Origin of the sequence: Pseudomonas marginalis (assembly GCF_900105325.1) — a bacterium.
GTDB classification, from domain to species: domain Bacteria; phylum Pseudomonadota; class Gammaproteobacteria; order Pseudomonadales; family Pseudomonadaceae; genus Aquipseudomonas; species Aquipseudomonas marginalis.
This window is the reverse complement of sequence record NZ_FNSU01000003.1, coordinates 875446-897510: the sequence shown is the minus strand read 5'-3', so window position 1 is coordinate 897510 and position 22065 is coordinate 875446. Positions and strand designations below refer to the sequence as shown.

At 60.2% G+C, this 22065-nt stretch carries 27 protein-coding genes; 10 read left to right on the top strand and 17 right to left on the bottom strand.

Going from position 1 to position 22065, the window contains the following annotated elements; all coding sequences use genetic code 11:
• Positions 1–182: 182 nt before the first annotated feature.
• Entirely contained in the window at positions 183–386 is a 204-nt protein-coding gene (locus BLW22_RS35345; protein WP_045792439.1) for a hypothetical protein, read from the top strand.
• Positions 387–393: 7 nt separating this feature from the next.
• On the opposite strand, the gene BLW22_RS13245 is transcribed toward BLW22_RS35345, so the two are convergent.
• The gene (locus BLW22_RS13245) at positions 394–642 is read right to left on the bottom strand and encodes a hypothetical protein (protein ID WP_074848154.1); all 249 of its coding nucleotides are present in this window, start codon (positions 640–642) and stop codon (positions 394–396) included.
• Positions 643–676: 34 nt separating this feature from the next.
• Positions 677–1285 (bottom strand): glycosyltransferase family 2 protein, encoded by a 609-nt coding sequence (locus tag BLW22_RS13240; protein WP_074846719.1) that lies wholly within the window; start codon positions 1283–1285, stop codon positions 677–679.
• Positions 1286–1477: 192 nt separating this feature from the next.
• Between BLW22_RS13240 and BLW22_RS13235 the strand changes: the two genes are divergently transcribed.
• The 3 genes from BLW22_RS13235 (at position 1478) to BLW22_RS13220 (ending at position 3225) form a co-directional block, all read left to right on the top strand.
• On the top strand, positions 1478–1732 hold the full coding sequence (locus tag BLW22_RS13235; protein ID WP_074846717.1) for a hypothetical protein: 255 nt from the start codon (positions 1478–1480) through the stop codon (positions 1730–1732).
• A gap of 499 nt (positions 1733–2231) precedes the next feature.
• Positions 2232–2669 (top strand): hypothetical protein, encoded by a 438-nt coding sequence (locus BLW22_RS13225; protein WP_065946820.1) that lies wholly within the window; start codon positions 2232–2234, stop codon positions 2667–2669.
• Positions 2670–2694: 25 nt separating this feature from the next.
• Positions 2695–3225: a cupin gene (locus tag BLW22_RS13220; protein WP_065946781.1), complete on the top strand. Its 531-nt coding sequence runs from the start codon at positions 2695–2697 to the stop codon at positions 3223–3225.
• Here the strand turns inward: BLW22_RS13220 and BLW22_RS13215 are convergent.
• Positions 3222–3722 carry a CinA family protein gene (locus tag BLW22_RS13215; protein ID WP_074846715.1) on the bottom strand — a complete coding sequence of 167 codons (501 nt, stop codon included), beginning with the start codon at positions 3720–3722 and terminating at the stop codon, positions 3222–3224. The genes BLW22_RS13220 and BLW22_RS13215 overlap by 4 nt on opposite strands.
• Before the next feature lie 188 nt (positions 3723–3910).
• On the opposite strand from BLW22_RS13215, the gene BLW22_RS13210 reads away from it, so the two are divergent.
• The 5 genes from BLW22_RS13210 (at position 3911) to BLW22_RS13190 (ending at position 6981) form a co-directional block, all read left to right on the top strand.
• Entirely contained in the window at positions 3911–4672 is a 762-nt protein-coding gene (locus BLW22_RS13210) for an OBAP family protein (protein ID WP_074846713.1), read from the top strand.
• 81 nt (positions 4673–4753) lie between these two features.
• Positions 4754–6064: an SDR family oxidoreductase gene (locus tag BLW22_RS13205; protein ID WP_074848152.1), complete on the top strand. Its 1311-nt coding sequence runs from the start codon at positions 4754–4756 to the stop codon at positions 6062–6064.
• A 40-nt stretch (positions 6065–6104) separates the two neighbouring features.
• Positions 6105–6386 carry a hypothetical protein gene (locus tag BLW22_RS13200; protein WP_074846711.1) on the top strand — a complete coding sequence of 94 codons (282 nt, stop codon included), beginning with the start codon at positions 6105–6107 and terminating at the stop codon, positions 6384–6386.
• Positions 6387–6487: 101 nt separating this feature from the next.
• A complete protein-coding gene (locus BLW22_RS13195; RefSeq protein WP_065946784.1) occupies positions 6488–6742 on the top strand; it encodes a DUF6555 family protein in 255 nt (84 codons plus the stop codon).
• Positions 6742–6981 carry a hypothetical protein gene (locus BLW22_RS13190; protein ID WP_074848150.1) on the top strand — a complete coding sequence of 80 codons (240 nt, stop codon included), beginning with the start codon at positions 6742–6744 and terminating at the stop codon, positions 6979–6981. Before BLW22_RS13195 ends, BLW22_RS13190 begins: the two co-directional genes overlap by 1 nt.
• 42 nt (positions 6982–7023) lie before the next feature.
• Here the strand turns inward: BLW22_RS13190 and BLW22_RS34445 are convergent, their stop codons facing one another.
• Both BLW22_RS34445 and BLW22_RS13185 read right to left on the bottom strand, forming a co-directional pair.
• Positions 7024–7203 carry a hypothetical protein gene (locus tag BLW22_RS34445; protein WP_141690753.1) on the bottom strand — a complete coding sequence of 60 codons (180 nt, stop codon included), beginning with the start codon at positions 7201–7203 and terminating at the stop codon, positions 7024–7026.
• 9 nt (positions 7204–7212) lie between these two features.
• On the bottom strand, positions 7213–8139 hold the full coding sequence (locus tag BLW22_RS13185) for an NADP-dependent oxidoreductase (protein WP_065946785.1): 927 nt from the start codon (positions 8137–8139) through the stop codon (positions 7213–7215).
• A gap of 178 nt (positions 8140–8317) precedes the next feature.
• Between BLW22_RS13185 and BLW22_RS13180 the strand changes: the two genes are divergently transcribed.
• On the top strand, positions 8318–10630 hold the full coding sequence (locus tag BLW22_RS13180) for an FdhF/YdeP family oxidoreductase (protein WP_074846709.1): 2313 nt from the start codon (positions 8318–8320) through the stop codon (positions 10628–10630).
• On the opposite strand, the gene BLW22_RS13175 is transcribed toward BLW22_RS13180, so the two are convergent.
• The 12 genes from BLW22_RS13175 to BLW22_RS13120 are packed head-to-tail and all read right to left on the bottom strand — an operon-like array spanning position 10602 to position 22041.
• A complete protein-coding gene (locus tag BLW22_RS13175; RefSeq protein WP_074846707.1) occupies positions 10602–10856 on the bottom strand; it encodes a hypothetical protein in 255 nt (84 codons plus the stop codon). The two genes, BLW22_RS13180 and BLW22_RS13175, sit on opposite strands and share 29 nt — an antisense overlap.
• Position 10857: 1 nt before the next feature.
• Positions 10858–11484 (bottom strand): cytochrome c oxidase subunit 3, encoded by a 627-nt coding sequence (locus BLW22_RS13170; protein WP_074846705.1) that lies wholly within the window; start codon positions 11482–11484, stop codon positions 10858–10860.
• The gene (locus tag BLW22_RS13165; RefSeq protein WP_074846704.1) at positions 11471–13069 is read right to left on the bottom strand and encodes a cytochrome c oxidase subunit I; all 1599 of its coding nucleotides are present in this window, start codon (positions 13067–13069) and stop codon (positions 11471–11473) included. The genes BLW22_RS13170 and BLW22_RS13165 overlap by 14 nt, the downstream gene beginning before the upstream one ends.
• Positions 13066–13998 carry a cytochrome c oxidase subunit II gene (gene coxB, locus BLW22_RS13160; RefSeq protein ID WP_074846702.1) on the bottom strand — a complete coding sequence of 311 codons (933 nt, stop codon included), beginning with the start codon at positions 13996–13998 and terminating at the stop codon, positions 13066–13068. Before coxB ends, BLW22_RS13165 begins: the two co-directional genes overlap by 4 nt.
• A complete protein-coding gene (locus BLW22_RS13155) occupies positions 13995–14795 on the bottom strand; it encodes an SCO family protein (protein ID WP_074846700.1) in 801 nt (266 codons plus the stop codon). Before BLW22_RS13155 ends, coxB begins: the two co-directional genes overlap by 4 nt.
• Entirely contained in the window at positions 14785–15135 is a 351-nt protein-coding gene (locus BLW22_RS13150; RefSeq protein WP_065946792.1) for a hypothetical protein, read from the bottom strand. The genes BLW22_RS13155 and BLW22_RS13150 overlap by 11 nt, the downstream gene beginning before the upstream one ends.
• Positions 15125–16117, bottom strand: a complete 993-nt coding sequence (locus tag BLW22_RS13145; protein WP_074846698.1) for a hypothetical protein — start codon at positions 16115–16117, stop codon at positions 15125–15127. The genes BLW22_RS13150 and BLW22_RS13145 overlap by 11 nt, the downstream gene beginning before the upstream one ends.
• Entirely contained in the window at positions 16114–16647 is a 534-nt protein-coding gene (locus BLW22_RS13140) for a c-type cytochrome (protein ID WP_074846696.1), read from the bottom strand. Before BLW22_RS13140 ends, BLW22_RS13145 begins: the two co-directional genes overlap by 4 nt.
• Positions 16644–17168 (bottom strand): DUF3341 domain-containing protein, encoded by a 525-nt coding sequence (locus tag BLW22_RS13135; protein WP_074846694.1) that lies wholly within the window; start codon positions 17166–17168, stop codon positions 16644–16646. The genes BLW22_RS13140 and BLW22_RS13135 overlap by 4 nt, the downstream gene beginning before the upstream one ends.
• A complete protein-coding gene (gene nrfD, locus BLW22_RS13130) occupies positions 17161–18525 on the bottom strand; it encodes an NrfD/PsrC family molybdoenzyme membrane anchor subunit (RefSeq protein ID WP_074846692.1) in 1365 nt (454 codons plus the stop codon). The genes BLW22_RS13135 and nrfD overlap by 8 nt, the downstream gene beginning before the upstream one ends.
• A complete protein-coding gene (locus BLW22_RS13125; protein WP_074846690.1) occupies positions 18515–21388 on the bottom strand; it encodes a TAT-variant-translocated molybdopterin oxidoreductase in 2874 nt (957 codons plus the stop codon). The genes nrfD and BLW22_RS13125 overlap by 11 nt, the downstream gene beginning before the upstream one ends.
• Positions 21385–22041, bottom strand: a complete 657-nt coding sequence (locus BLW22_RS13120; protein ID WP_065946798.1) for a cytochrome c3 family protein — start codon at positions 22039–22041, stop codon at positions 21385–21387. The genes BLW22_RS13125 and BLW22_RS13120 overlap by 4 nt, the downstream gene beginning before the upstream one ends.
• Between the last annotated feature and the right edge of the window lie 24 nt (positions 22042–22065).

The window sequence follows — 22065 nt, the reverse complement described above, 5'->3', positions numbered from 1 at the left end:
ATGTTTAATCTGTCCGAGAGAGCAAATCGTATGTTCAAGAAATTCGAGGCATGTCTGACGAGCGGTACATTCTCAAAATCGCTCAAAAAATCTGAATTATTCGCCCTCGTATCCCTCTCTTTTTTATCGATAGAGATTGAGAGGTTGGCTTGAGTTATCTGGATTGGGTTCAGTGGCCCGCCATGGCAGTGACAGTGATCGCCGCGTGGCTTATCGGGTCTCAACGCCCCGCGAGAAGAATGGCCGGGTTCTTCTGTTTTATTTTGAGTAATGTCCTATGGGTCATTTGGGGGGCTTATGCGGAGGCCTACGCACTGATCGTGCTGCAGATCTGTCTTTGCTCGATGAACCTACGTGGGTTTAAAAAGAACTTTCAGAATCAGTAGGCGCGATTCATTCGGAGGCCTGGCGACCGCGCTGATTTTTCCTGAACCCACGAACATTCATGCCAAGCAAAATGCACTCGAGCACAATCAATCCGAAAGCATTTGTGTGCCATCCCCAGATAACCCATAGCGCGTTGCCGAGGATAAACCCCCAAAAGGCAATCATGCGCCGGCGCGGTTGTTGAGAACCGATATACCAAGCTGAAATGACAGTCACTATCATGGCGGGCCATTGCACCCAATCAATCAGATCCACAAGGTCACGCCCCACCCGAGGCCAGCGTGTGAACTCATGGACGGCTCGACACCCATGTCGGTATTGGGAGGCTGGTGGCTGTCCAGACAATACGTGCTCCAATCCTCTCAAGGTCTGCAACCAGTTGAACATCCTCGTGCGCCATCAAATGCTTGAACCCACCAGCGTTCTGATAAGCCTCGGCACTCAAGCCGAGATTGGCCCCATGGATATGGCGATGGTTCTCGATGAACGGGTACAACGCCAGGTATTGAGTGCGAACCGCCTCGCCGTATTCTCTCCAGCTGTCGACCTCAACTGTTCCACACACCGCGTCAGCGTCAAACTCAATCTGACGCGCTAGCCAATCGGGCGGTACAACGGTATCGGCATCCGTGAAAGCAAGCCACCGTGCACCAGCTTTCAGTAACTGCTCAGCACCTACAGCTCTCGTCTTACCCACGTTTTGAAAGGAGACACCAATCGACTGTACGCCCATCGCCGCGACCATTGCCTCCGTGCGATCTGAGCAGTCATCCACGACGACAAGTATCTCGACCAACTGATCTTTTAGCGACGGGTGTTCAACCGCGAGGAGTACGGACTCAAGGCATTGGCTGATATAGCGTTCGTCGTTATGAGCAGGTATCACGATCCCTATCATCTTCTCTCCCTTACCTCGCGAAGTGTGCCCAGCAATCGACACCGCCCTGATAAGGAAGGTTTAAAGAATCTATCGTAGCGAGAGCAGCTCCATCTAAAGGAACGTTTCGGAGCGCCATTATCCTGCCAGTATTTACGCCGCGGCATTCTGAACTAGCCTTGTCGTGTTTAGGATTTTTAATCCGGAGAACTGATGGACACGCTAACCAAAGTGGAGGTCGAAGCAGCCCTTTCCGCTCGACTTCCTAACTGCGCAGTTAACTGTGCATTCAATCCCGACGGCAGCCTTGCGGTGACCGTGACGGCGCACGATGCTGATCAGTTCACCATCGCCAATATCAATCGCGCCCACTATCACGGGGAATCAGGAATCAATAGGCTCATACGGGAAATACTGGAAGAAATGGTCATATCGAGACAATCTTCCAGGCGTTCATCTGTAGGGTAATAAACAGGAATTCATATGCCGGACTCTACTGAAGCGACGATGCATTCAATCAAAATTGAATACCTAGTGGACACGCTGTTCGGAGTGAATCCACTCGCGAGCGAATGCAGGGCGCGCATAATGCGCAAAGCGTCTGGATTTCAGCTGCAACTCGCACGGCCGTGGCCTAGCCAGCTACAACATGCCCACACACTTACCTTCGAATGGGAGGGCGGCTCCTACCGTGGGCTGGTGCACCACACTGAAAAACTGCCCAGTGGAGAGCTGCTGCTGGACGTTGCCCCTCAACCTTAGTGGTGATGGCGAAGAAGTTGGAAATTGCGCCAGTTGTTGTTACGCCGAGGGATAGCGCTGCACGCCACTCGTCGAGGGATATGCACAGCGTTTAAACTTTATTTCCTGTTGCCCTCTCCCACTCTTTGTGGAGAAAAGTATTTGCTCCTGGATGAATCGATTCAATTGAATCCGACAGTGTGAACGCTGCGTGGAGATGACAATCATGAACCTGCGTCTACCCATGTTTTTGATGTTGTGCTTTACCTTTTCAAACGCCTTGGCTGCGGCGTGTGATGTCTACACGCACCCTCAGAGCGATCAGGTACCCGTGGTTGAACAGCACACCTGCTACACGTACGAAGGCGTGCCTTCCGACGCTATCGATTGGTCGTGCAGCAACGAAAACAAGGACATGATGAACACAAAAAAAACCAAGATCGCTCAATGCGCCGGCGACTATGCGGCCAGTTGCAAGGCAACACTCACACAGGAGGCACTTGCGAATCCTCATGCAACCGCCAAAGTTCCTGGCCACGCAGGCGCGATGCTTCCCAGCAACGCTGGGGTGGTGACTTATCACTATGCCGCACAGGACCTTAAGCAAGCCAAAATCGATTGTGAGAAAGACGGCGGGCAGTGGACGTGGCAATCAGCTCAATAACCAGATTTCAAATGGCGCATCCCATATGAACGGCTTTGAGAATGGTACAGCTGCGCCAATACCGCTTATGTTTAAGCGCGGTGATACGGTGCCCAATAACCCGGACCTGCCCGTACTTTTTTATTCAGAGGCACTGCCCAAGCCCTTCGACGACCCTGCGGCACTCTTTGAAGCAATGTTCGCCAGCCAAGGTTGGCCCCCTCAGTGGCGTGATGGGATCTACAGCTATCATCATTACCATACACAAGGGCACGAAGTGCTGGGTGTCGCAAGCGGCGATGCTCAGCTGATGCTGGGTGGCGAGCACGGTCAGGTTCTGAACGTGAGTACAGGCGATGTGTTGCTGTTGCCGGCAGGCACCGGGCATTGCAGCCTGAGCGCCAGTAAAGACTTTCTCGTAGTAGGCGCCTATCCGCCAGGCCAGCATGGGGATATTTGCCGCGAGGCGCCCACCCCGGCACAGTTGAGGAATATCGAACAGCTACCATTTCCTGATGAGGGGCCAGTAACGGGCGATCAAGGTGCCTTTCGCAGGCTGTGGGTCAGAGATCGCTAAGCGCCCTCACCCGCCATCGCTAGCTGGTGAAAATGCGGCAATGATTTCAGGGCATGGAGGGATGCCGCCAATTGGACCTCTTGGCGCGAGCCCATGAACCGTTCCTTTCGACTGAACACGCTCAGACTCCGCCCTATTCGATAGGCCCAGGCAAAACAAACAGTTCCAGGAGGTATCCCATCGATCACATCCGGACCCAGTATGCCCGTGGTCGCGATGGCTACATTTGCCGGACTGTCGTCCAGTGCCCCGAGAACCATCTCCCGAGCAACCTCACAACTCGTGAGATTAAAGGTATTTATGGTGTATGCGCGTACTTTTAATAGCCGCTGTTTCGCTTCTGGCGAATAGACGACATAACCACTCTCAATACATGACCCACCTCCGTCGACCTCCGAAAGCAAAGTGATAATTTTTCCCGCGGTACAAGATTCGGCCGTCGTAATAACCAGTCGATTGCCTTTGAGGTACTCCACGATAGAAGCGGCGACAAACATGATAAGTGCTCCTGCGCGCGAGCGATTGCGCTATTACCCTGTTCCAAAAAACGACCTTTCAAATCAATCAATGTTCAAGCGAAAGTGTTTTGAACGTGCACGGCGTCAGGTTTTCCAACGTCTACAGAGTTGAACCTGACTTTCCCAAATTTCGCTTGAGAGAAGGCAAGAGGATGGAACCTACGACAATGATTACCAAAACAGCCAGAATGGCCAAGTCATGCTCCTTGGCGGCAACCTTTACCCTGTTAAGCGCCTGCGCTGGCAATGATTCTCCCTCGAACGTGGGGGCACCCGGTAAACCCACTGCTCCATCTACCCGAACACTGGAAGCCGGGGCAGCCCTGCTCCAATCTCGTCTGCCTGTTGATGCATTGAACGCCTATCTGGACGGTTTTCACTTTTATAACGGCCATCCTGAGGTGCAGATGGAAGCGCATCACTACTGCGCGATTCTCAATGAAGAGGTGATTCAATGCGTGATCTACGACGGCAATCGCAAGGATGCAAAGTTGATGGGCGTGGAATACATCATCAGCGAGCAGTTATTCACCACACTGCCTACCCCTGAAAAGGCGCTTTGGCACAGCCATGTGCATGAAGTGAAATCAGGACAACTGGTCGCGCCGGGAATCCCCGAAGGGGCTGAGCACGCGTTGATGGAAAAACTGGTACATACCTACGGTAAGACTTGGCATACCTGGCATACCGATCTCAACAAACGCCTGCCGCTGGGCGCGCCGCAACTGATGATGGGGTTTACCACCGATGGCCAGGCCGACCCTCGGATGGTCGCCGAGCGAGATAAGCGGATGGGTATCGACAGCACCGAAAAGAAGAAGACACGCATCGATATAGTTGCGCCACCCATCGCACCGGGTGCGGACGCATGGCAACAGGGCACCGTTATTCAGATCACCGATCCGACTGTAACGGCCCATCAGCACTGAAGGCACCACTCAGTCATTTGGATTGAACGATCATTTGCTGGCCCTTCTCTATCGCAAGACCAGCGATAGGAGGATGTCATGATGATTGATTCAGCAACCGGAATGAATCCTGGCGAACGATACGCAGTGGAGAGCCTGGAGCGAACAAGGAGCTTTTGCGGTTTTTTCCTGGATGGAAAATATTACCTGGGTCCCGAACTCTTGACGGCTGTCGGGTGGCTTGAGGGCCAGACATTTATTTACGACGAGCTCGACGCCTTAGGCGACCCGGTATTCCCCGACCGTGTCGCTGGCACGATTGAAAACCTTACCCTCGTGCTGGCCGACGGTGCCCGTTTGAAACTCCATCCGATACCTGTTCATGTGCCCGAGGATTTGCCTGCACGCGCGCCTGTAATGGGAAAAAACAATGGCCAGTTACACGGCAAAACGGTGGTGATCACCGGCGCCTCAAGCGGCATAGGTCGTGCTGCTGCTCACGCATTTGCAGAACAAAGTACCCGGTTAGTCTTGGCGGCTCGTGATGAAAAGGCGCTGGCAGAAGTGGTCGAGGAATGTGCTGTACGCGGCGCGCAGGCGATCGCCGTTAAGACCGATGTGACACATGGCGACCAAATGCGCGCGCTGGCGGAAAAGGCTGCAGCCTTCGGAAATGGCCGCATCGATATCTGGATCAATAACGCCGGTGTAGGGGCCGTCGGAAGCTTCGAAAACACGCCTTTGGAAGCACACGAACAAGTACTGCAAACAGACCTGCTCGGTTACCTGCGTGGCGCCCACGTGGCGTGGCCCTATTTCAAAGCCCAGAAAAGCGGGATTCTGATCAATACACTCTCGCTGGGAAGCTGGGTCGCCCAGCCTTTTGCCGCCGCGTATTCAGCCAGTAAATACGGTCTGCGTGGCTTGACCGAAGCACTGCGCGGCGAATTGGTCGGCTACCCGAATATTCATGTGTGCGACATCTATCCCGCCGTGATGGATACACCGGGCTTTCGCGATGGCGCAAATTTTACCGGCCATGCATTGACGCCGCCGCCACCGGTCTATGATCCGCGTCAGGTGGCGCGGGCGATGGTCGCTTGCGCGCTGCAACCGAGGAACAGCACCACTGTCGGTACCGCCGCAGCCATCGCTCGAGTCGCGCATTTTTTGCTGCCCGCCTTTCCCCAGGTATCCGGCTGGCTCACCCGCACCGCCCTGCAACGGGCACCCCACTCAGCGACTTCGTCGGGCAACCTGTTTGGACCCGCCAGCGGTGAGCGCCGCATTGAAGGCGGGTGGCGGCAAACACGCCGTACACCGTATTGGTTGGTTGCAGCAAGCGCAGCGTTGTTACTCGGCGGTGTGGTCATTGCGCGCAAGCATTCAACAAACAACAAGCCGCATAACTGAAATCGGGGGCAGCCGCCCCGTTTAAATGAGGTAAATCAGCATGTCTTACAACTTCCAAGGTAACGCGAGCGTAATGACTGCCTCTCGTCATTTGGGCACACCCTCGGATGAATGTTTGAATGAGTCAGCAGAGATCCATTTGAGCAGCAGTGGAAAACCAACGATTGCGCGTTTGGACTTCGACAAGCCACTGGATTGGCCGGGTAATCCTAACTTTGTCGCAGTCCATTTACCCGATGGTTCCACCGTGAGTGGCGTCATCGTCGATATAGATCGGCCCACGGATGCGCCCGGCTGGGTCACGTTTACAGTAGATGATTGAGGTGTGATAAGCGCCGAGGCTCATCCATAGCATTGTCGGACAATTTTTTTGAATTTTCTTTGACGTCAAATATCTGTAATTCATGAGCATAGGGAGGTCTCATGAAAGATAACAATCTATTTACCATCGAGTATCAGCTTCACGGTGAACCGAAGTCCTTCATCGTGCGCGCGTCGCAAATGAACAATGCCGAGGCTTGGCATTGGGCCAGCTGCGATGCAGGTGTCGCCGTCATACCCAAATTTGGCCAACACACCCTCAAGCGCGTCTCTAAACCCATGGCGGAAAAATACGGCATTACCCATGTAAGCTGGAGCGCCGCGACGCAGGTACAGTGGGCGGAGGGTCTCGCATGATGAACAGCCAGACGCTTGGTTATACGATGAGACAAGCACGCGATGATGAGGTCGCGCGAAATAACGAGATGTTTTCCGAAGCCGATCGACTGGATGCGCAAGCGTACAAAATCATCGAGTCCTACAGCGGCGACGCGCAGACATGGGCGCGCTTCATCGAAGCGAAGAAAGCTGCAGATGCGCACCGCACCGCCGCTTACCAAGAGTGGATGCGCATTCACCGCGCCAAGCGAAGGTAGCTGACAGCCCTGTCGAAAACAGGGCTGACGCCCGGCCAGGTATCACGCCCCTGACTCAGGGTCTTTTGAAGGCCCGCCAGGGGCGACGCCGCCTTGATCGACGTCCGCCTCCCAGGGGCGGTTGACTGTCGGGTTCTCCGACTTGTCGTTACGCTTTGCCGTATCGGGACGCACCTTTTGCCCGGCATGCCCCGAGGTGTGGGGTTTGGATGGTTGGTTCATGACGCCTCCTCAATCACTGATATGCAGCACGACCTTGCCATGTACATGCTCATTGGCCAGATAATCCAGCGCCTGCACCGCGGCCTCCAACTCGAAAACCTTGGCGATGTAGACCTGCACATTACCGGCCTCGATCAATCCGGCGATCTCTGTCAGCTCCTCGCCACGTGGCGCCGCGGTAAACCGTGCGCCGGTCTTGCCGGCTGCCTGCGGATGGCTGGCGTCGGGCATCGTCAAGGTCGACACCAGTCGGCCCCCCTCCCCCAGCACTTGCCACGAACGCGCCTGGGTGTCGCCGCCGATCAAATCAATCACCAGGTCAAACTCCTTGCAAATGTCCTCAAAACGCTCGGTCTTGTAGTCGATCGCGCGGTCTGCCCCCAGCTCGCGCAAGAACGGCAGGCTGTCCGTGGACGCGGTGGCGTATACCTCGGCACCCTTGACCTTGGCAAACTGCACGGCCAAGTGGCCCACTCCGCCGGTCCCGCCATGGATCAGGACCTTCTGCCCCTGCTCGATCTGTCCGTGCTCCACCAGGGCCTGCCAAGCGGTATGGCCCGCCAACGGTACGCCAGCCGCGACCGGCCAATCCAACGCATGAGGAATACGCGCCAGATGCACCGCCGGTACCCGCGAATACTCGGCATAGCCACCGTCGGCGCCAATCATCGCAAACACCCGATCGCCCTTCTTGAAATCGCTGACGCCCTGCCCGACTTTTTCTACCAGGCCGGCGACTTCACGGCCGAGGGTCAGCGGGAGTTTGTCCTGCTTGACCTCCGGGTATTGGCCTTCACGAATCTTGTAGTCCACAGGGTTGATGCCCACGAAAAAATTCTTGACCAGCACCTCGCCTGCCAGAGGCTCCGGCACCTCGACGTCACAAAACCGCATGACCTCGGGGCCGCCAAACTGCTCAATCCTGATTGCTTTCATGTTACGCACCTCGTTGTCTGTTCAAAGCACACAGGGGTGTGGAGGACCGTCGATGTCCAGGGGTTCACTTGATGTCGAGCAACACTGACAAACGGCAGCTTCCACCCACGAATCCACTCGAACCTTTGCGTCTACCGGCCCGTCCCAACTGTATTCAGCCAAGACCCGGGAGTGCCTGATGCTTATCTACCCCAAAAGCCATTTCCAGCCTTATACCAATGCCTGCGGCGGTTGGGGTTCGGCCAAGTCGGTGATGCAGATCCTGTGGCGCGAACAAGCGCTGGCCAAGGCGCCCGCCGCGCTGTTCAAACAGAACAAGCCCGACGGGTTTGCCTGCGTCAGTTGCGCCTGGGCCAAGCCCGGCCATCCCCATGCGCTGGAGTTCTGTGAGAACGGCGCCAAGGCCACCGCCTGGGAACTGACGTCCCTCAAGACAGACCCGGCGTTCTTTGCCGAGCACAGCCTCAGCGACCTGCGTACCTGGCCCGACTATGCGCTGGAGCAGCATGGCCGCCTGACCCACCCGCTACGCTACGACCCCGACACTGATCATTACCGGGAAACCTCCTGGGAAGAGGCCTACCGTGAAATCGGCGCCCAACTCAAGGCCATGGACCCTGACAGCGTTGTGTTCTATGCCTCCGGGCGGGCGTCGCTGGAAAGCTCGTTTATGTACCAGTTGTTCGCGCGCGCCTACGGCACCAACAACCTGCCCGACAGCTCCAACATGTGCCACGAAAGTACCTCGGTAGGGTTGCAGGAAAGCATCGGCGTGCCGGTAGGCACCGTGACCCTGGCAGACTTCGAGCACACCGATTGCCTGTTTTTCTTTGGCCAGAACGTTGGCAGCAATAGCCCGCGCATGCTGCATCAACTGCAGGACGTGCGTCGACGCGATGTGCCCATCATCACCTTCAACCCCCTGCGCGAGCGCGGCCTGGAGCGTTTCGTCAACCCGCAGTCCCCCACGGAAATGCTTACGCCCGACTCGACCTTGATCAGCACCCAGTACCATCAGGTGGCAATCGGCGGTGATACGGCAGCGATCACCGGTATTGCCAAGGCGTTGCTGGAAATGGATGACCTCGCCACCGAACAAGGCAGCCCGGCCGTAATCGATCATGACTTCATCGCCAGCCACACCGACGGCTTCGAAACCTTCACCACCTATGTCCGTGGCTGTGCCTGGCCACAGTTGGAGCACCAGAGCGGGCTGACGCGCGGCGCACTGGAAGCCGCCGCGACCGTGTATGCCCACAGCCAACGCGTGATGTTCGTCTACGGCATGGGGTTGACCCAGCATCGACACGGCGTGGCCAACGTGCAGATGCTGATCAACCTGATGCTGCTGCGCGGCAATATCGGCAAGGCCGGTGCCGGGATCTGTCCGGTACGCGGCCACTCCAACGTGCAAGGGCAGCGCACGGTGGGCATTACCGAAGACCCGAAAAAAGTACCGGCGGAGTTGATCGAGCAGCACTTCGGCTTCAAGGTGCCAGAGAAAATGGGCGTCTGCACGGTGGATGCGTGCGAAGGGATTCTCAGCGGCCAGGTGCGCGGTTTTGTCGGCCTGGGGGGCAACTTTCTACGGGCAATTCCGGACACCTCGCGCATGGAGCCCGCCTGGCAAGGGTTGCACCTGAACGTACAGGTCGCCACCAAACTCAACCGCACGCACTTGCTGCCAGCGCGTCACCAGTGGCTGCTGCCATGCCTGGGTCGCATCGAAATAGACCGGCAAAATGGCGTGGCGCAAACCTACACCACAGAAGACAGCACCGGCTGCATCCACAGCTGGCGTGGCAGCAGCGAGCCGGTCGGCCCTCATGTGCGCGCCGAAGCCAGCATCGTCGCCGGCCTGGCCATGGCCACCCTCTCCCACCCCTGCAACATCGATTGGCAGGCCTGGAGCACCGACTACGCCAAGGTCCGCACGGCCATCGGGCAGATCTACCCGCAGATATTTCACGACATGGAAAGCCGTATGACCGAGCCTGGCGGCTTCCATCGCCCGATTGCCGCCGCGCAGCGCAAGTGGCTGACCCCGAGCGGCAAGGCGCAGTTCGTCAAGCCCGTGACCCTGGCCGAAGATGACGACGTGAACCTTGCACAACCGGCACGGGATGTCCTGCAACTGATGACGCTGCGCAGCAACGATCAGTTCAACACCACCATTTACGGTTATGACGATCGCTTTCGCGGGGTCAGCGGCACGCGCGAGGTGATTTTCATGCACTGCAACGACATCGTGCGCCTGGGCTTCACGCCCGGCGCGCAGGTAATGTTGACCACTGCCATCGAACCGGAGGTCAAGCGCCAGGTCGGGCCATTCGAAATCATCGCCTACGACATTCCCGAAGGCTGCGCCGCCGCGTATTACCCCGAATGCAACCCGCTGGTGCCACTCTGGCACCACGCTGAACGCAGCAAGGTGCCGGCCGCCAAATCGGTGCCGGTGCGGCTCAGCGCGTCGCCGACTCACCCAGGATGAACACCACCAGTACCAGCAACCACAGCAGGTACACCCATCCAAACAGGCGTACCCAGCCGCGGTGCCGGTAAAGCCCTGAATAGAACAGCAACAACAGCAGGAACTGGCCGGCGGCGGCGAGCATGATCACGCCGCCGAACCTGGGCTGATAGCGAACGCACAATATTTGCACGGCCAGCAACAGCAGCAGCGCCCCATAGACTTTCAACGCGCCCGCCTTGCTCATCTCAACGCCCCACCAGGTAGAGAGTGGGAAACAACAGGATCCAGATCCCGTCCACCAGGTGCCAATACAGGCTGATCATTTCCAGGCGCATCGCGCGCTGGTGAGGCGTCAACCGGTCGCGCTTCAACGCGCTGTACAGCCACAGGGCCAGGCCAACGGCGATCAACACATGCAACCCGTGCAGCGCCGTGGCGATGAAGTACAGGTTCATGAACAGCTGCGCCGACGGCGCCCGCCAGGTTGAGTGATCGGTAAAGCCGGGCAGCACGCCTTCGTGGATCTCCAGGCCGTATTCAACACCCTTGCAGCCCAGGAACAACACGCCCAATCCGGCCGCACCCAGCAGACACCAGCGCACCCGGCGTGGCTCGCTGACGGCCAGGGTCATCAACAAGCTGCTGGTCAACAACAGGACTGTATTGCCCGTGGCCAACAGGTAATGCAGGCTCGCCACGGCCTCCGCTACCCCGCCCGGATGACGCAGCCGAAAGAACCACGCCACCATGATCAGGCTGCCGAACATCATCGCTTCGCTGGCCAGGAACAGCCACATGCCCAGGCGGGCGGCCTCGCTTTGCTGGGCCCAGGCCACGAACGGTTCGGCGGGCCTCTCGTCAGAGCGGATCACGGCGGGCCCCAGGGGAATAATCGTAGGCCTCGAAATCCACCGTCACCGGCGCTTCGAAGTTGTGCAGCGGCGGCGGCGAAGCCACGCGCCACTCCAGCCCGGCCGCCTCCCAGGGATTGATCGGCGCCCGCTCGCCCCAGCGCAGGGAGCCGAGCAGGTAGAAAAACGGCAACACGTAGGCCAGCGCCAGGATCGATGCGCCGGCCGACGACATCACGTTGAGGAACTGAAAGTCCGGGTCGTAACTGTGGTAGCGGCGCGGCATGCCCAGGTAACCCAAAAGGAATTGCGGGAAAAACGTCAGGTTGAAGCCGCAGAAAATCAGGATCGCGGTGATCTTGCCCCACAGTTGCGAGTAAAGCCGGCCGGTCATTTTCGGCCACCAGAAATGCAAGGCCCCGAAATACCCGGCCACGGCGGCGCCGACCATGATGTAGTGGAAGTGCGCGACCACAAAATAGGTGTCATGGGCATGCAAGTCGGCGGCCAGCAGCGCGAGGAACAGCCCGGTGACGCCGCCGACGATAAATAATCCGATAAACGTCAACGCAAACAGAAACGGCGCATGCAGGGTCAAGTCGCTCTTGTACAGCGTGGCACTCCAGTTATAGGCCTTGATCGCCGACGGAATCGCCACCAGAAAACTCAACAATGAGAACACCAGGCTGGCATACATCGACTGCCCGGCGACAAACATATGATGGCCCCACACTAGAAAGCCGATCACCGCAATCGCCACGCTGGACCAGGCGACAAAGCGGTAGCCGAAAATGCGCTTGTGCCCTGCCGCCGTGATCAACTCGCTGACCATCCCCATGGCCGGCAGAATCATGATGTACACCGCCGGGTGGCTGTAGAACCAGAACAGATGCTGGAACAACAGCGGGTCGCCGCCCAGTTTCGGGTCGAACACACCGATGTTGAACAAGTGTTCGGCGGCCACCAGCACCAAAGTGATCGCCAGCACGGGCGTGGCCAGCACCAGAATGATCGAGGTGGCGTACATCGACCAGATGAACAGCGGCAAGCGCATCCACGTCATGCCCGGCGCGCGCAGGGTATGCACGGTGGCGATGATATTGACGCCGGTGAAGATCGACGAAAACCCGGCAATGAATACGCCGCAGATCACCGCCACCACATGGCCGTTGCTGAACATCGTCGACAACGGCGTGTAGAAGGTCCAGCCGGTGTCCACCCCGCCGAGCAGCAGCGCCAGCAAGGTGAACAGGCCGCCACCCAGCAGCAAGTACCAACTGAACAGGTTCAGGCGCGGAAAGGCCATGTCTTTGGCGCCGATCATGATCGGTACCAGGAAGTTGCCGAACACGCTCGGAATCGACGGAATCAGGAAAAACCACACCATGATCACCCCGTGCAGGGTAAACGCGCGGTTGTAGCCATCGGCGGTGAGCAAATCCCCTTCCGGCGTGACCAGTTCAATGCGGATCAGGCTCGCCGCCAGCCCGCCGGCAAAGAAAAAGAAGGTCACGGTGAGCATGTACAGCACCGCAATACGTTTGTGATCGCGGGTCAGCAACCATGACCGCAGGCCCTGTGCATGCAAATAGCTGGGTTGGCTCATTGGTGTTTCTCCGCAAGTTCGCGCAGGTAAGCGACAAGCCGCTGCACGGCCTCTTCATCCAACAGATTGCTGTAGGTCGGCATGATCGGCAGGTAGCCGGCTACCAACTGTTTTTGCGGCAACAGGATGCTGTCGCGCAGGTAGGCTTCATCCGCTTTTACCTGGCTGCCGTCGGCCAGTTGCACCGAACGGTTGAACACACCGGCCAGCGGCGGCGCGTTGCCTGAGTCGTGGCAACTGGCGCAACCGTATTGGCGATACAGGGTCTCGCCCTGACGGGCAAGGTCGGCGCTGCTGCCGTTGTCTGCCAGCCAGAGCTCGTAATCGGCGGGGTTGAGCACCACCAGGCGCGCCAGCATTGCCGCGTGGTCGGTGCCGCAGTATTCGGCGCAATACACCTCGTAGGTGCCGCTGTGTTCGGCCTGGAACCACAGCATGCTGTAGCGCCCCGGCAACACGTCTTGCTTGATACGCAGGCTGGGGAAAAACAGGCTGTGGATCACGTCTTCGGAAATCATGGTCAACTTCACCGGGCGCCGGGCCGGCACGTGCAGGGTGTTGATCTCCCGCTGACCGCCCTGGTGCTGGAATTTCCACATCCATTGGCGCGCGGTGACCTGCACTTCCAGGGCATCCTCCGGCGGCGTGCGGGCGATGAAAAACAGCCGCGCCGACAACAGGAAGACCACCAGCGAACCTATGAACGGCAAGATGATCCAGGCCAGCTCGATAGGCAGATTACTTTGCGGGCGATGGTCGCGGTCGGCCGGACGGCCGCGCCGATAGCGCCAGATAAACACCCACAGCGCGACGAACACCGGCACCACGAACAGCGCCATCATGGCGGTGAAGCCGATCACCAGCCAGTCGACCGATACCGCGTAATCCGAGGCTTGCGCCGGCCACAGGCGCAGAAAATGTTCGTTCATCGCGCCTCCTGACGTTCGCGCCGCACCGCCCGCAAAATCAGCAGGCCGAGCACCAGCACCGTCGACACGCCTGCCACTTGTAGCATCAGAATGATCCGGCTGCTGTAGGTGCCGCTCTGCGGGTCGTAGTGGTAGCACAGCAATAACAGTTGTTCCTTGATGGCCCCCAACTTGCCCTGCCCAGCCTCGGTCAATGTCAGGCGCAGGTCGCTGGGCTGATAGCCCAGGCCGTAGAGCCAGCGCGACAGGCGCCCGTCACCCGTTACCACCGCGACTGCCGAGCTGTGGGCGTATTGCTGCTGTTGCGGGTCGAAGCGATAGCCGAAGCCGATCGAGTCCGCCAATGCCTGGCTGGCCGACGCATCGCCAGTCAGCAGATGCACGCCAGGTTCGTCAGCCAGTGCTGGCCAGTGCTGGCTGAGCTTGGCCAACTCTTCCCGGGCGGCGCCCACGTCTTCGCGGGGGTCGAAACTGAAGGCGATTACCTGGAAGTCACGGCCCAGGCGATAAGGCTGGTTGGCCAGTTGGCTAAACAAAGTCGAAAGCGCCGCTCCGCAGACGTTCGGGCAACGGTAGTACAACGGCACCAGCAATGTAGGCTGGCCCTTGAGCAGATCGCCAAGACGCACGAGGCGGCCCTGTTGGTCAGTGAAGCGACTGTCGAACGCCAAGGGTCGGCCGACGTGGGCCGTATCGATTCCGGCGGCGGTAAAGGGGTCGAATGGCTGCGCGGCGCCCGCTTGCGGCAGCCAACAGCACACCAATACGACGACCAGCAGCACGCGCTCAATGCTCATCAGGCCAGCCTCGCTCCAGCAGCAATTGCCGGGCCTGTGCCAAGGGCAGGTGCACGATGTGATGCTCACGGTCGACCCAGCCATAACTGTCCAAGTGCAAACGCTGGCGCGCGATTTGCTGCTCACCTGCGTGCCTGGGATCGCCTTGCAGGCGTGGCTCAGGGGGTAGCAAACGCTGACGTTCCAGTGGGCTCATCGGCGGTTGTTGCACCTGTTGACGGTAGGCGCTCAACAACCAGGCCACGCCGCCCAGGCTCAGAACTATGGCCACACCCAGCAGCACCATTACCCGGGCGGCTTTTTTACCGTCAAAATCGTTGGGTTGGTATTCAGCGGTCATGACGCCTCCTTTGCCACTGCCGCCGCCAGATGGCGAACAAGCCTGTGGCATACACGCCCTGGCACAGCACCGCAGTGAGGAATACGCCGAGGGTAGCCTCGGGAAAAATAGACGGCAGGCTGATCCACATCGACTCAACAGCCCCCAACAACAGGATCGCGGCGCAGCCCCACGTCAACACATTCATTCGCCCGCCCCATGGCGACGCGAGTACCTCCAGGCACACCAGTTGCCCGGCGACCAACAGCGCCGTCAGTGCGCCCCACCCACCCGTCTCGCGCACGCGGTACCAGGCTGTTTCATGCGCCAGGTCCACCGACCAGATAATCAGGTACTGCATGAACTGCACGTAGATCCAGAACGCCAAGGCGCTTACCAGCAGACCGCGCAACAGCACACACTGGCGTGCGGGCAGCAGCACCACGTTCCAGCACAACACACACAGCCCGGCGAAGGCCAGGCCGTCGAGCAGTTGCCGGGCAATCAACAACAGGCCGAACACGCTGGAGACAAACCCCGCCTGCAACGACATCAGCCAGTCCACGGCGGCCAGGCTCGCCACCAGCGCGTACAGGATCAACCCCGCCGCACTGCGCTTACCCACCCAGCCGTGCAACACCCAGGCAAGCCCGCCGTACACCAGAGTGCGTAACACAAAAAACCACGGCGATAACCACAGGCCACGAAACCCCGGAGCCGCCTGATCGAACCAGGGGTACACCCAGGGCATCGTGACCAGCACCGGCAACAGCATCGGGATGATCAACAACACGGCGCTTGCCCCCAAGCGGCTGCCGGGATCCAGCAAAGGCTGCCAGCGACCGCTGACCAGTGGCGTCAGCAACGCAAGCAGCAGGCAACCCAGCGTGACATTGCTGCCATTGACCGCTGCCGCCAGGGCGCCCGCACCGACCCAGGCAGGCTGCCAGACGCCAAGCACGCCAAGGCCGATAGCGGCAGCCAGTAGCCACCACCGGCTCATTGGCCAGACTCCTCGAAGGCCTGGCGCACAGTCGGCGGCAGCGTTTGCAGGTTGGCGTGCTGGCTCAACTGCAGCACACGCAAGTGGGCGACAATCGCCCAGCGCTCATCGGGCTGAATGCGCGACGCGTAGCCGTACATCAAGCCTCGTCCGTCGGCAATCACCTGCATCAATTGGTCATCGGAGGCGTTCAGCAAGCGCGGTTCGATAAACGACGGCGGTGCCGGAAAACCACGGCCCACCACCAGCCCATCGCCGAGCCCGCTCAGGCCATGGCACGGCGTGCAGAATGTTTGATAGCCCGCCTCGCCACGTGCCAGCAAGTCCGCACTCAGGGCCGGCCGTTGGCGCGCCAGCGCTTCACGTTGCAGTTGCCCGCGCGCCACACTGCCGGCGGGAGGCTGGCGACTGCTGAGGCCATTGCCAAACAACGCGCCGGCGCGCTGTTCGAGTACCTTGGCTTGGCGCGACATGTCATCGCAACCGCTGCACAGCAGCACCAGACTCAATGCCCATGGCCAGGCATTCATGGCGCCACTTCCTGCACGCTCTGCGCGCGTTCGGCCAGCCAGGCATGGGTCTGGTGTGCGTCAAACAGCGGGTCGCGCGCATCGATAAACAAGAAGAACCCATCATCGCTGGCCGCTTCAAACCCCTCGACGCCGAACAACGGATGATGCAAGCGCGGCAGGCGACTGCACAGCAACAACGTCAACACGGCCGCCATAGCTGCAAACACCACGGCAAACAGAAACGTCACCACGGCGAATGAAGGCAACGCCACCAAGGGTCGTCCGCCGATGTTCAAGGGATAGGCCCACACCGAACCGATCTGCATCACCAGCGCCAGGACGATGCCCAGCCCGGCCCCCAGGCTGGCCATGCGCCCTACTCGCTTGGCGTCGACTGCCAGTACCGGCTCCAAGGCTTCCAGCGCAAACGGCGCGAAGGCATCCAGCCGCCGATAACCCAGGCCCCACGCGCACACGGCGGCATCCACCAGGGGCTGGGGCGCCGGGAACCGCGCGAGTAAACCCAGGCACTCAGCCATCGCCGCGCTCCTGATGCAGCGCCTGCTTGACCTCGAACGCGGAAACCATCGGCACATAGCGCAGGAACAGGCTATAGGGCACCAGAAACACCCCGAAACTGCCGATAAACAGCGTCCAGTCCCACAGGGACGGCGTGTAATCGCCCCAGCGGGAAACCAGCAGATCACGCATCTGCGGCGGGATCAGCAGCATGAAACGCTCGGCCCACATCCCCACCAGTACGGCCAGCGCCACCAGTGCCAATCGCGGCGGGCTTTGGCGCACGTTTCGCCACCAGAGCGCCTGGAGCACCCCGACATTGCAGACGATCGCCAACCAGAAACTCCAGGCATGCGCGCCGCTGATGCGCGCAAGCAACACCTCGGTTTCATGAGCGTCACCGCTGTAGAACGGCATGAACAGATCGGCCAGGTACCCATAGGTGGTCATCCAGCCGGTGGCCAGCAACAGGCGCCCGAGCATGTCCAGATGGCGTGGGGTGATCAGGCTTTCGATACACAACATCCAGCGCACGGCAATCGCCAGCAGCGCCACCAGGGCGAACCCGGAAAACACCGCACCGGCCACGAAATACGCGGGAAACAGGGTTGAATGCCAACCGCTCTGGGTGCCCATGGTCAGCAAAAACGAATAGCCACTCGACACCGCAAACACCAGCGGTATCGCGAGGATCGCCAACACCCGTGTGGTGCGCCGCCACAGCGCCCAATGCCGCTGCGACCCACGCCAGCCGAGCGCCAGCAAGCCATAAACCACCTGGCGCAGCGGCGTCCGGGCCCGATCACGGGCGGTGGCGAAATCCGGAACGGCACCCACCATTAGGAACAGCACCGACACCGTGAGGTACGACAGGATCGCAAACATGTCCCAGGCCGTCGGGCTTTTGAATTGCGGCCACAGCCCCATTTCATTCGGGTAGGGCATGGTCCAGTAGAACAGCCAGGGTCGACCCAAGTGCAGGATCGGGTACAGCGCGGCGCAGATCACTGCCATCAGCGTCATCAGCTCCGCCAGCCGGTTGAGGGTATGGCGCCAGGGCCGCTCGATCAGCAACAGCAAGGCCGAGATAAAGGTGCCCGCGTGGCCGATCCCCAGCCACCAGATGTAATTGAGGATGCCAAAGCCCCAATGCACCGGCTGATTATTGCCCCACATGCCCACGCCATTGCCCAGCAGCACAGCGACCGAGCCCAGGTACACCAGCAACAACACCAGGCCGACACCGAAGATCCAGCGCCAGGCAACGCGCCGGGGGAACTGCTGCAATGGCCCGAACACCTGCCGCGACACCTGCTGGTCGCTCAAGTCCTTTGGCAGGAAATGCCCGGTGGCGTGCAGCAGCGGCTCAGCCTTCATCGCCGGCGCCCTCCTCCTCGATGCGTGCCAGGTAACTGGTACGCGGCCGTGTGCCGAGGGCTTCCAGCAAGCGGTAATGGCGGGGATCGCGGCGCGCGAGGCTGACAGCGCTGGCGGGGGCGTTGATGTCGCCAAACTGGATGGCCTGGCTGGGGCAGGTTTGCTGGCAAGCGGTGACCACCGCAGAGGGGTCGAAATCGTCGCCGTGTTGCTTGTCGTTCGTGCGGGCGTTGCTGATGCGTTGGATGCAGTACGTGCATTTCTCCATCACGCCGCGCGAGCGTACCGTCACCTCGGGGTTGCGTTGGGCCTGAATCGACGGCGCGGCGTCGGCGCTCCAGTCCAGCCAATTGAAGCGTCGCACTTTGTACGGGCAGTAAGAGGCGCACGTGCGTGTGCCTATGCAGCGGTTGTAGACCATCTGGTTCAAGCCATCGCGGCTATGCACGGTGGCGTTGACCGGGCAGCCGGTTTCGCAGGGCGCCTGCTCGCAGTGCATGCAGGGCAATGGCTGGAAGCGCGAACGCGGGGCCTCCAACGGCCCTTGGTAATAATGGTCGATGCGCAGCCAGTGCATGCTGCGCCCCTGGGCGACCTGCTCGGCGCCGACCACAGCAATATTGTTCTCGGCCTGACAGGCCACCACACAGGCATTGCAGCCGGTGCACAGGTCCAGATCAATGACCATGCCCCACTGCGGGCCGCTGTCGGCCACCGGGCTGTAGAGCGACGCGGGAATGGCCTGGGTCGCGAGTTGTGGTTTGGCGCGTGAGACCACACGGATGGGCGGTTCCCGCGCTTCAGGCAACCGGTGATGTGACTGGGTGGCCGCCAAGGGAAAGCGCTCGCCGGTGCTTCGTAGGGAGGCGCTGACGGAGAGTTGTTCAGTTGGCTTCACCGTGTAACCCAGGCCATTACCGACGCGCCCGGCGTGGCTGCGACCGTAGCCGGTGTATAAGGCAATGACGTGGTCGGCCTGCCCGGGTTCAACCCAGGCGGGTCCGCGCACGGTCTGATCGGCCAGCGTCACCTCCACGCCGTCACCGTTGCTCACGCCCAACTGTTCGGCCAGGTGTGGCGAAAGCCCGATCACATTGCTCCAGGTCAGTGTGCTGATGGGCTTGGGCAATTCCTGCAGCCAGCCAGAGTTGGCGAAGCGCCCGTCCCACACGGTCGGGTCGGGACGTATTACGGCCTCTAATTCTTCGCCTACATCCGCCGCCGAGGGGGCAATTGGCGTCATTTCCTCCACCTTGACTGGCGCTGAGGCCGGTTCAATCCAGCCATTGGCCAATGCCTCGCGCCATTGTTGCTGCGCGATATGCGCCCAGGTTGCGCGCACCAGCGCCAAGGCATCGGCCTCGGTTGAGTGCAGCAGCAATTCGAGGACCTGATGCAAGGTGCGCGTCGAATACATCGGTTCGATCAGCGGCTGGACGATGCACGCACTGCCGTCCGCCGCGCGGCCATCGCTCCAACCGTCCAGGGCGTGATTGAGCGGCAGGTGCCAATGGCACTGCGCGGCGCTTTCGTCGTAGTAAAGCCCGACATGCAAGCGAAATGGCACCTGGGGCAGCACATCTTGCAGGTAGGCATTTAGCACCGGATTGCAGTCGAGTATCAGCAAATGAGTCACCGCTTCCTGACTCAGTTGCTCAAGCGAACCCCACGATTGATTGGGCTCGTAACCCAATAACCTCGGCACCTGCCAGTCCAACGCTTGGCCTGCGTGCCCCAAGCGCTGGTTAAGCTGCATGACCTGCGCCTGCAACGCCTCGGATGCCTGCTGGCTGATACCGATCAGGCCGCGCCCCGGGTGGGCCTTGAGCGCAGCTGCGGCGTCCTGCACCCACTGCCGTTGCGCCGGGTTCAGGCGCGGCGTTCCGGGCAGGTCCTGGCCCAGCGCCTGACTCAGCGCAAGCAGCAGGCTGGGCAACTGCGATGGCGCCGTAGGCAAGCGCGCGGTGGCGGCAGCGCCGGTGAGGCTCGGAACACTTTCAGCCACGAATACCAACGCGGCGCCCTCACCCTTCGCTGCCTGGCGGCGACGTTCAGCCCAGCCGCGCTGGAGCACCGTTTGATACGGACCGCTGCCCAACGGGTCATACTCCAGGCACACCAGTACCTCGGTCTGTTCCAAGTGAACCTGCGTGGCCAATGGCTGACCGAACGCGCGTTCGCTGGCTCGCAGGGCGGCCGTCTCGGCAAAGGCTTCGCCATGGTACAGGCGCACCTCAGGCCAGCGTTGTTGCAGCTGGTCGAGCTGGCGCTTGAGGGTCGGTGAACTGCTGGCCCCACAGACGATGTGCAAGCCCTTGCCGCGAGCGCTGTCCAACACCTGCTGCTCATGGGCCAGCGCCGCGCGCACGTCCGGCCAACTGGCTTCGCGGCCTTTGAAACGCGGCGCCTGGGAACGGTCCGGGTCATAGAGTTGCAGGATCGCCGCTTGAGTAAAGGCATCGCAGGCGCCGCCCGACACGGGATGGTCCGGATTGCCTTCAAGCTTGATCGGTCTGCCTGCAACGGTCTTGCCCAAAACGGGCTGGGCAACACCGCCAAACGGGATGGCGGTGGCGTACCAAGCCGGCACGCCTGGCGTCAGGTTGACCGGCTGACGGACCGCCGTCACCGCCTGTTCCGGGGTTTTGCCACAGGCGGCCAACCCCGCCATGGCGATGGACGCCGCCATCAACTGCAGGAAACGCCGTCGATCCATCAGAGGCGCCACACCTGCAAATTCCGCCTCTATCAGTGCTTGAGCGTCAGGGGACTCGGCAAGCGCCTCAAGCCCGCGCCAATAAGCCTGTCCCTCAAGTCCGGCCAGTTGTTCACGCAAAACGGAGAAGTCCAGCGGCTTACTCATCGGTGGCACGTCCCGCAGTCGGTAAGGCCCCGGGTATCGATGTGCCGCGCGGTCATCAGGCGCTCACCCAATTGGCGACGGTCCTCGGAAGGTTTCCACTGCATATTGGTGACCTGCTCCAGGGGACGCAGATGGGGCGCCGGGTCACGGTGACAGGCCAGGCACTGGCCCATGTTCAACGGTTGCGCCTTGAACATCAGTTGCATGCGGTCGACCTGACCATGGCATTCACTGCAGCCGACGCCGGCGTTCACATGGACGCCGTGATGGAAATACACGTAGTCGGGCAGCTTGGCGACGCGTTGCCAGTGCAAGGGCTCAAGTTCACGCAGGCTCTTGCGCAACGGCTCCAGTACATCGGCATGTGTCCATACCTGGGAATGACAACTCATGCAGGTTTCAGTGGGCGGCAGGCTGGCCATCGCGGAGGACTGCACCGCGCTGTGGCAATAACGGCAGTCGATCTTGAGTTCGCCCGCATGGTGGGCATGGCTGAAGGGCAACGGCTGCTCGACCACCCAGTTACGGCCGGTGCGGTAGTCGGTGCTGTCCAGAGTCAACGCCACAAGCAAACCTCCCGAGAGCCCGGCGATCAGCAGCAACAGTCCTACGCGCAGCCAAGTATCGGCCGAGCGCCTGAAGATCTGCGTCATTGCCGGATTCTCATGTCCATGTCC

What these genes read in the sequence shown, in the direction of transcription:
- BLW22_RS35345 (WP_045792439.1), top strand. Translation starts at nt 183, where the DNA reads ATGGCAGTGACAGTGATCGCCGCGTGGCTTATCGGGTCTCAACGCCCC.
- BLW22_RS13240 (WP_074846719.1), bottom strand. Translation starts at nt 1,285, where the DNA reads ATGATAGGGATCGTGATACCTGCTCATAACGACGAACGCTATATCAGC.
- BLW22_RS13235 (WP_074846717.1), top strand. Translation starts at nt 1,478, where the DNA reads ATGGACACGCTAACCAAAGTGGAGGTCGAAGCAGCCCTTTCCGCTCGA.
- BLW22_RS13225 (WP_065946820.1), top strand. Translation starts at nt 2,232, where the DNA reads ATGAACCTGCGTCTACCCATGTTTTTGATGTTGTGCTTTACCTTTTCA.
- BLW22_RS13220 (WP_065946781.1), top strand. Translation starts at nt 2,695, where the DNA reads ATGAACGGCTTTGAGAATGGTACAGCTGCGCCAATACCGCTTATGTTT.
- BLW22_RS13215 (WP_074846715.1), bottom strand. Translation starts at nt 3,722, where the DNA reads ATGTTTGTCGCCGCTTCTATCGTGGAGTACCTCAAAGGCAATCGACTG.
- BLW22_RS13210 (WP_074846713.1), top strand. Translation starts at nt 3,911, where the DNA reads ATGATTACCAAAACAGCCAGAATGGCCAAGTCATGCTCCTTGGCGGCA.
- BLW22_RS13205 (WP_074848152.1), top strand. Translation starts at nt 4,754, where the DNA reads ATGATTGATTCAGCAACCGGAATGAATCCTGGCGAACGATACGCAGTG.
- BLW22_RS13200 (WP_074846711.1), top strand. Translation starts at nt 6,105, where the DNA reads ATGTCTTACAACTTCCAAGGTAACGCGAGCGTAATGACTGCCTCTCGT.
- BLW22_RS13195 (WP_065946784.1), top strand. Translation starts at nt 6,488, where the DNA reads ATGAAAGATAACAATCTATTTACCATCGAGTATCAGCTTCACGGTGAA.
- BLW22_RS13190 (WP_074848150.1), top strand. Translation starts at nt 6,742, where the DNA reads ATGAACAGCCAGACGCTTGGTTATACGATGAGACAAGCACGCGATGAT.
- BLW22_RS34445 (WP_141690753.1), bottom strand. Translation starts at nt 7,203, where the DNA reads ATGAACCAACCATCCAAACCCCACACCTCGGGGCATGCCGGGCAAAAG.
- BLW22_RS13185 (WP_065946785.1), bottom strand. Translation starts at nt 8,139, where the DNA reads ATGAAAGCAATCAGGATTGAGCAGTTTGGCGGCCCCGAGGTCATGCGG.
- BLW22_RS13180 (WP_074846709.1), top strand. Translation starts at nt 8,318, where the DNA reads ATGCTTATCTACCCCAAAAGCCATTTCCAGCCTTATACCAATGCCTGC.
- BLW22_RS13175 (WP_074846707.1), bottom strand. Translation starts at nt 10,856, where the DNA reads ATGAGCAAGGCGGGCGCGTTGAAAGTCTATGGGGCGCTGCTGCTGTTG.
- BLW22_RS13165 (WP_074846704.1), bottom strand. Translation starts at nt 13,069, where the DNA reads ATGAGCCAACCCAGCTATTTGCATGCACAGGGCCTGCGGTCATGGTTG.
- coxB (WP_074846702.1), bottom strand. Translation starts at nt 13,998, where the DNA reads ATGAACGAACATTTTCTGCGCCTGTGGCCGGCGCAAGCCTCGGATTAC.
- BLW22_RS13155 (WP_074846700.1), bottom strand. Translation starts at nt 14,795, where the DNA reads ATGAGCATTGAGCGCGTGCTGCTGGTCGTCGTATTGGTGTGCTGTTGG.
- BLW22_RS13150 (WP_065946792.1), bottom strand. Translation starts at nt 15,135, where the DNA reads ATGACCGCTGAATACCAACCCAACGATTTTGACGGTAAAAAAGCCGCC.
- BLW22_RS13145 (WP_074846698.1), bottom strand. Translation starts at nt 16,117, where the DNA reads ATGAGCCGGTGGTGGCTACTGGCTGCCGCTATCGGCCTTGGCGTGCTT.
- BLW22_RS13140 (WP_074846696.1), bottom strand. Translation starts at nt 16,647, where the DNA reads ATGAATGCCTGGCCATGGGCATTGAGTCTGGTGCTGCTGTGCAGCGGT.
- BLW22_RS13135 (WP_074846694.1), bottom strand. Translation starts at nt 17,168, where the DNA reads ATGGCTGAGTGCCTGGGTTTACTCGCGCGGTTCCCGGCGCCCCAGCCC.
- nrfD (WP_074846692.1), bottom strand. Translation starts at nt 18,525, where the DNA reads ATGAAGGCTGAGCCGCTGCTGCACGCCACCGGGCATTTCCTGCCAAAG.
- BLW22_RS13125 (WP_074846690.1), bottom strand. Translation starts at nt 21,388, where the DNA reads ATGAGTAAGCCGCTGGACTTCTCCGTTTTGCGTGAACAACTGGCCGGA.
- BLW22_RS13120 (WP_065946798.1), bottom strand. Translation starts at nt 22,041, where the DNA reads ATGACGCAGATCTTCAGGCGCTCGGCCGATACTTGGCTGCGCGTAGGA.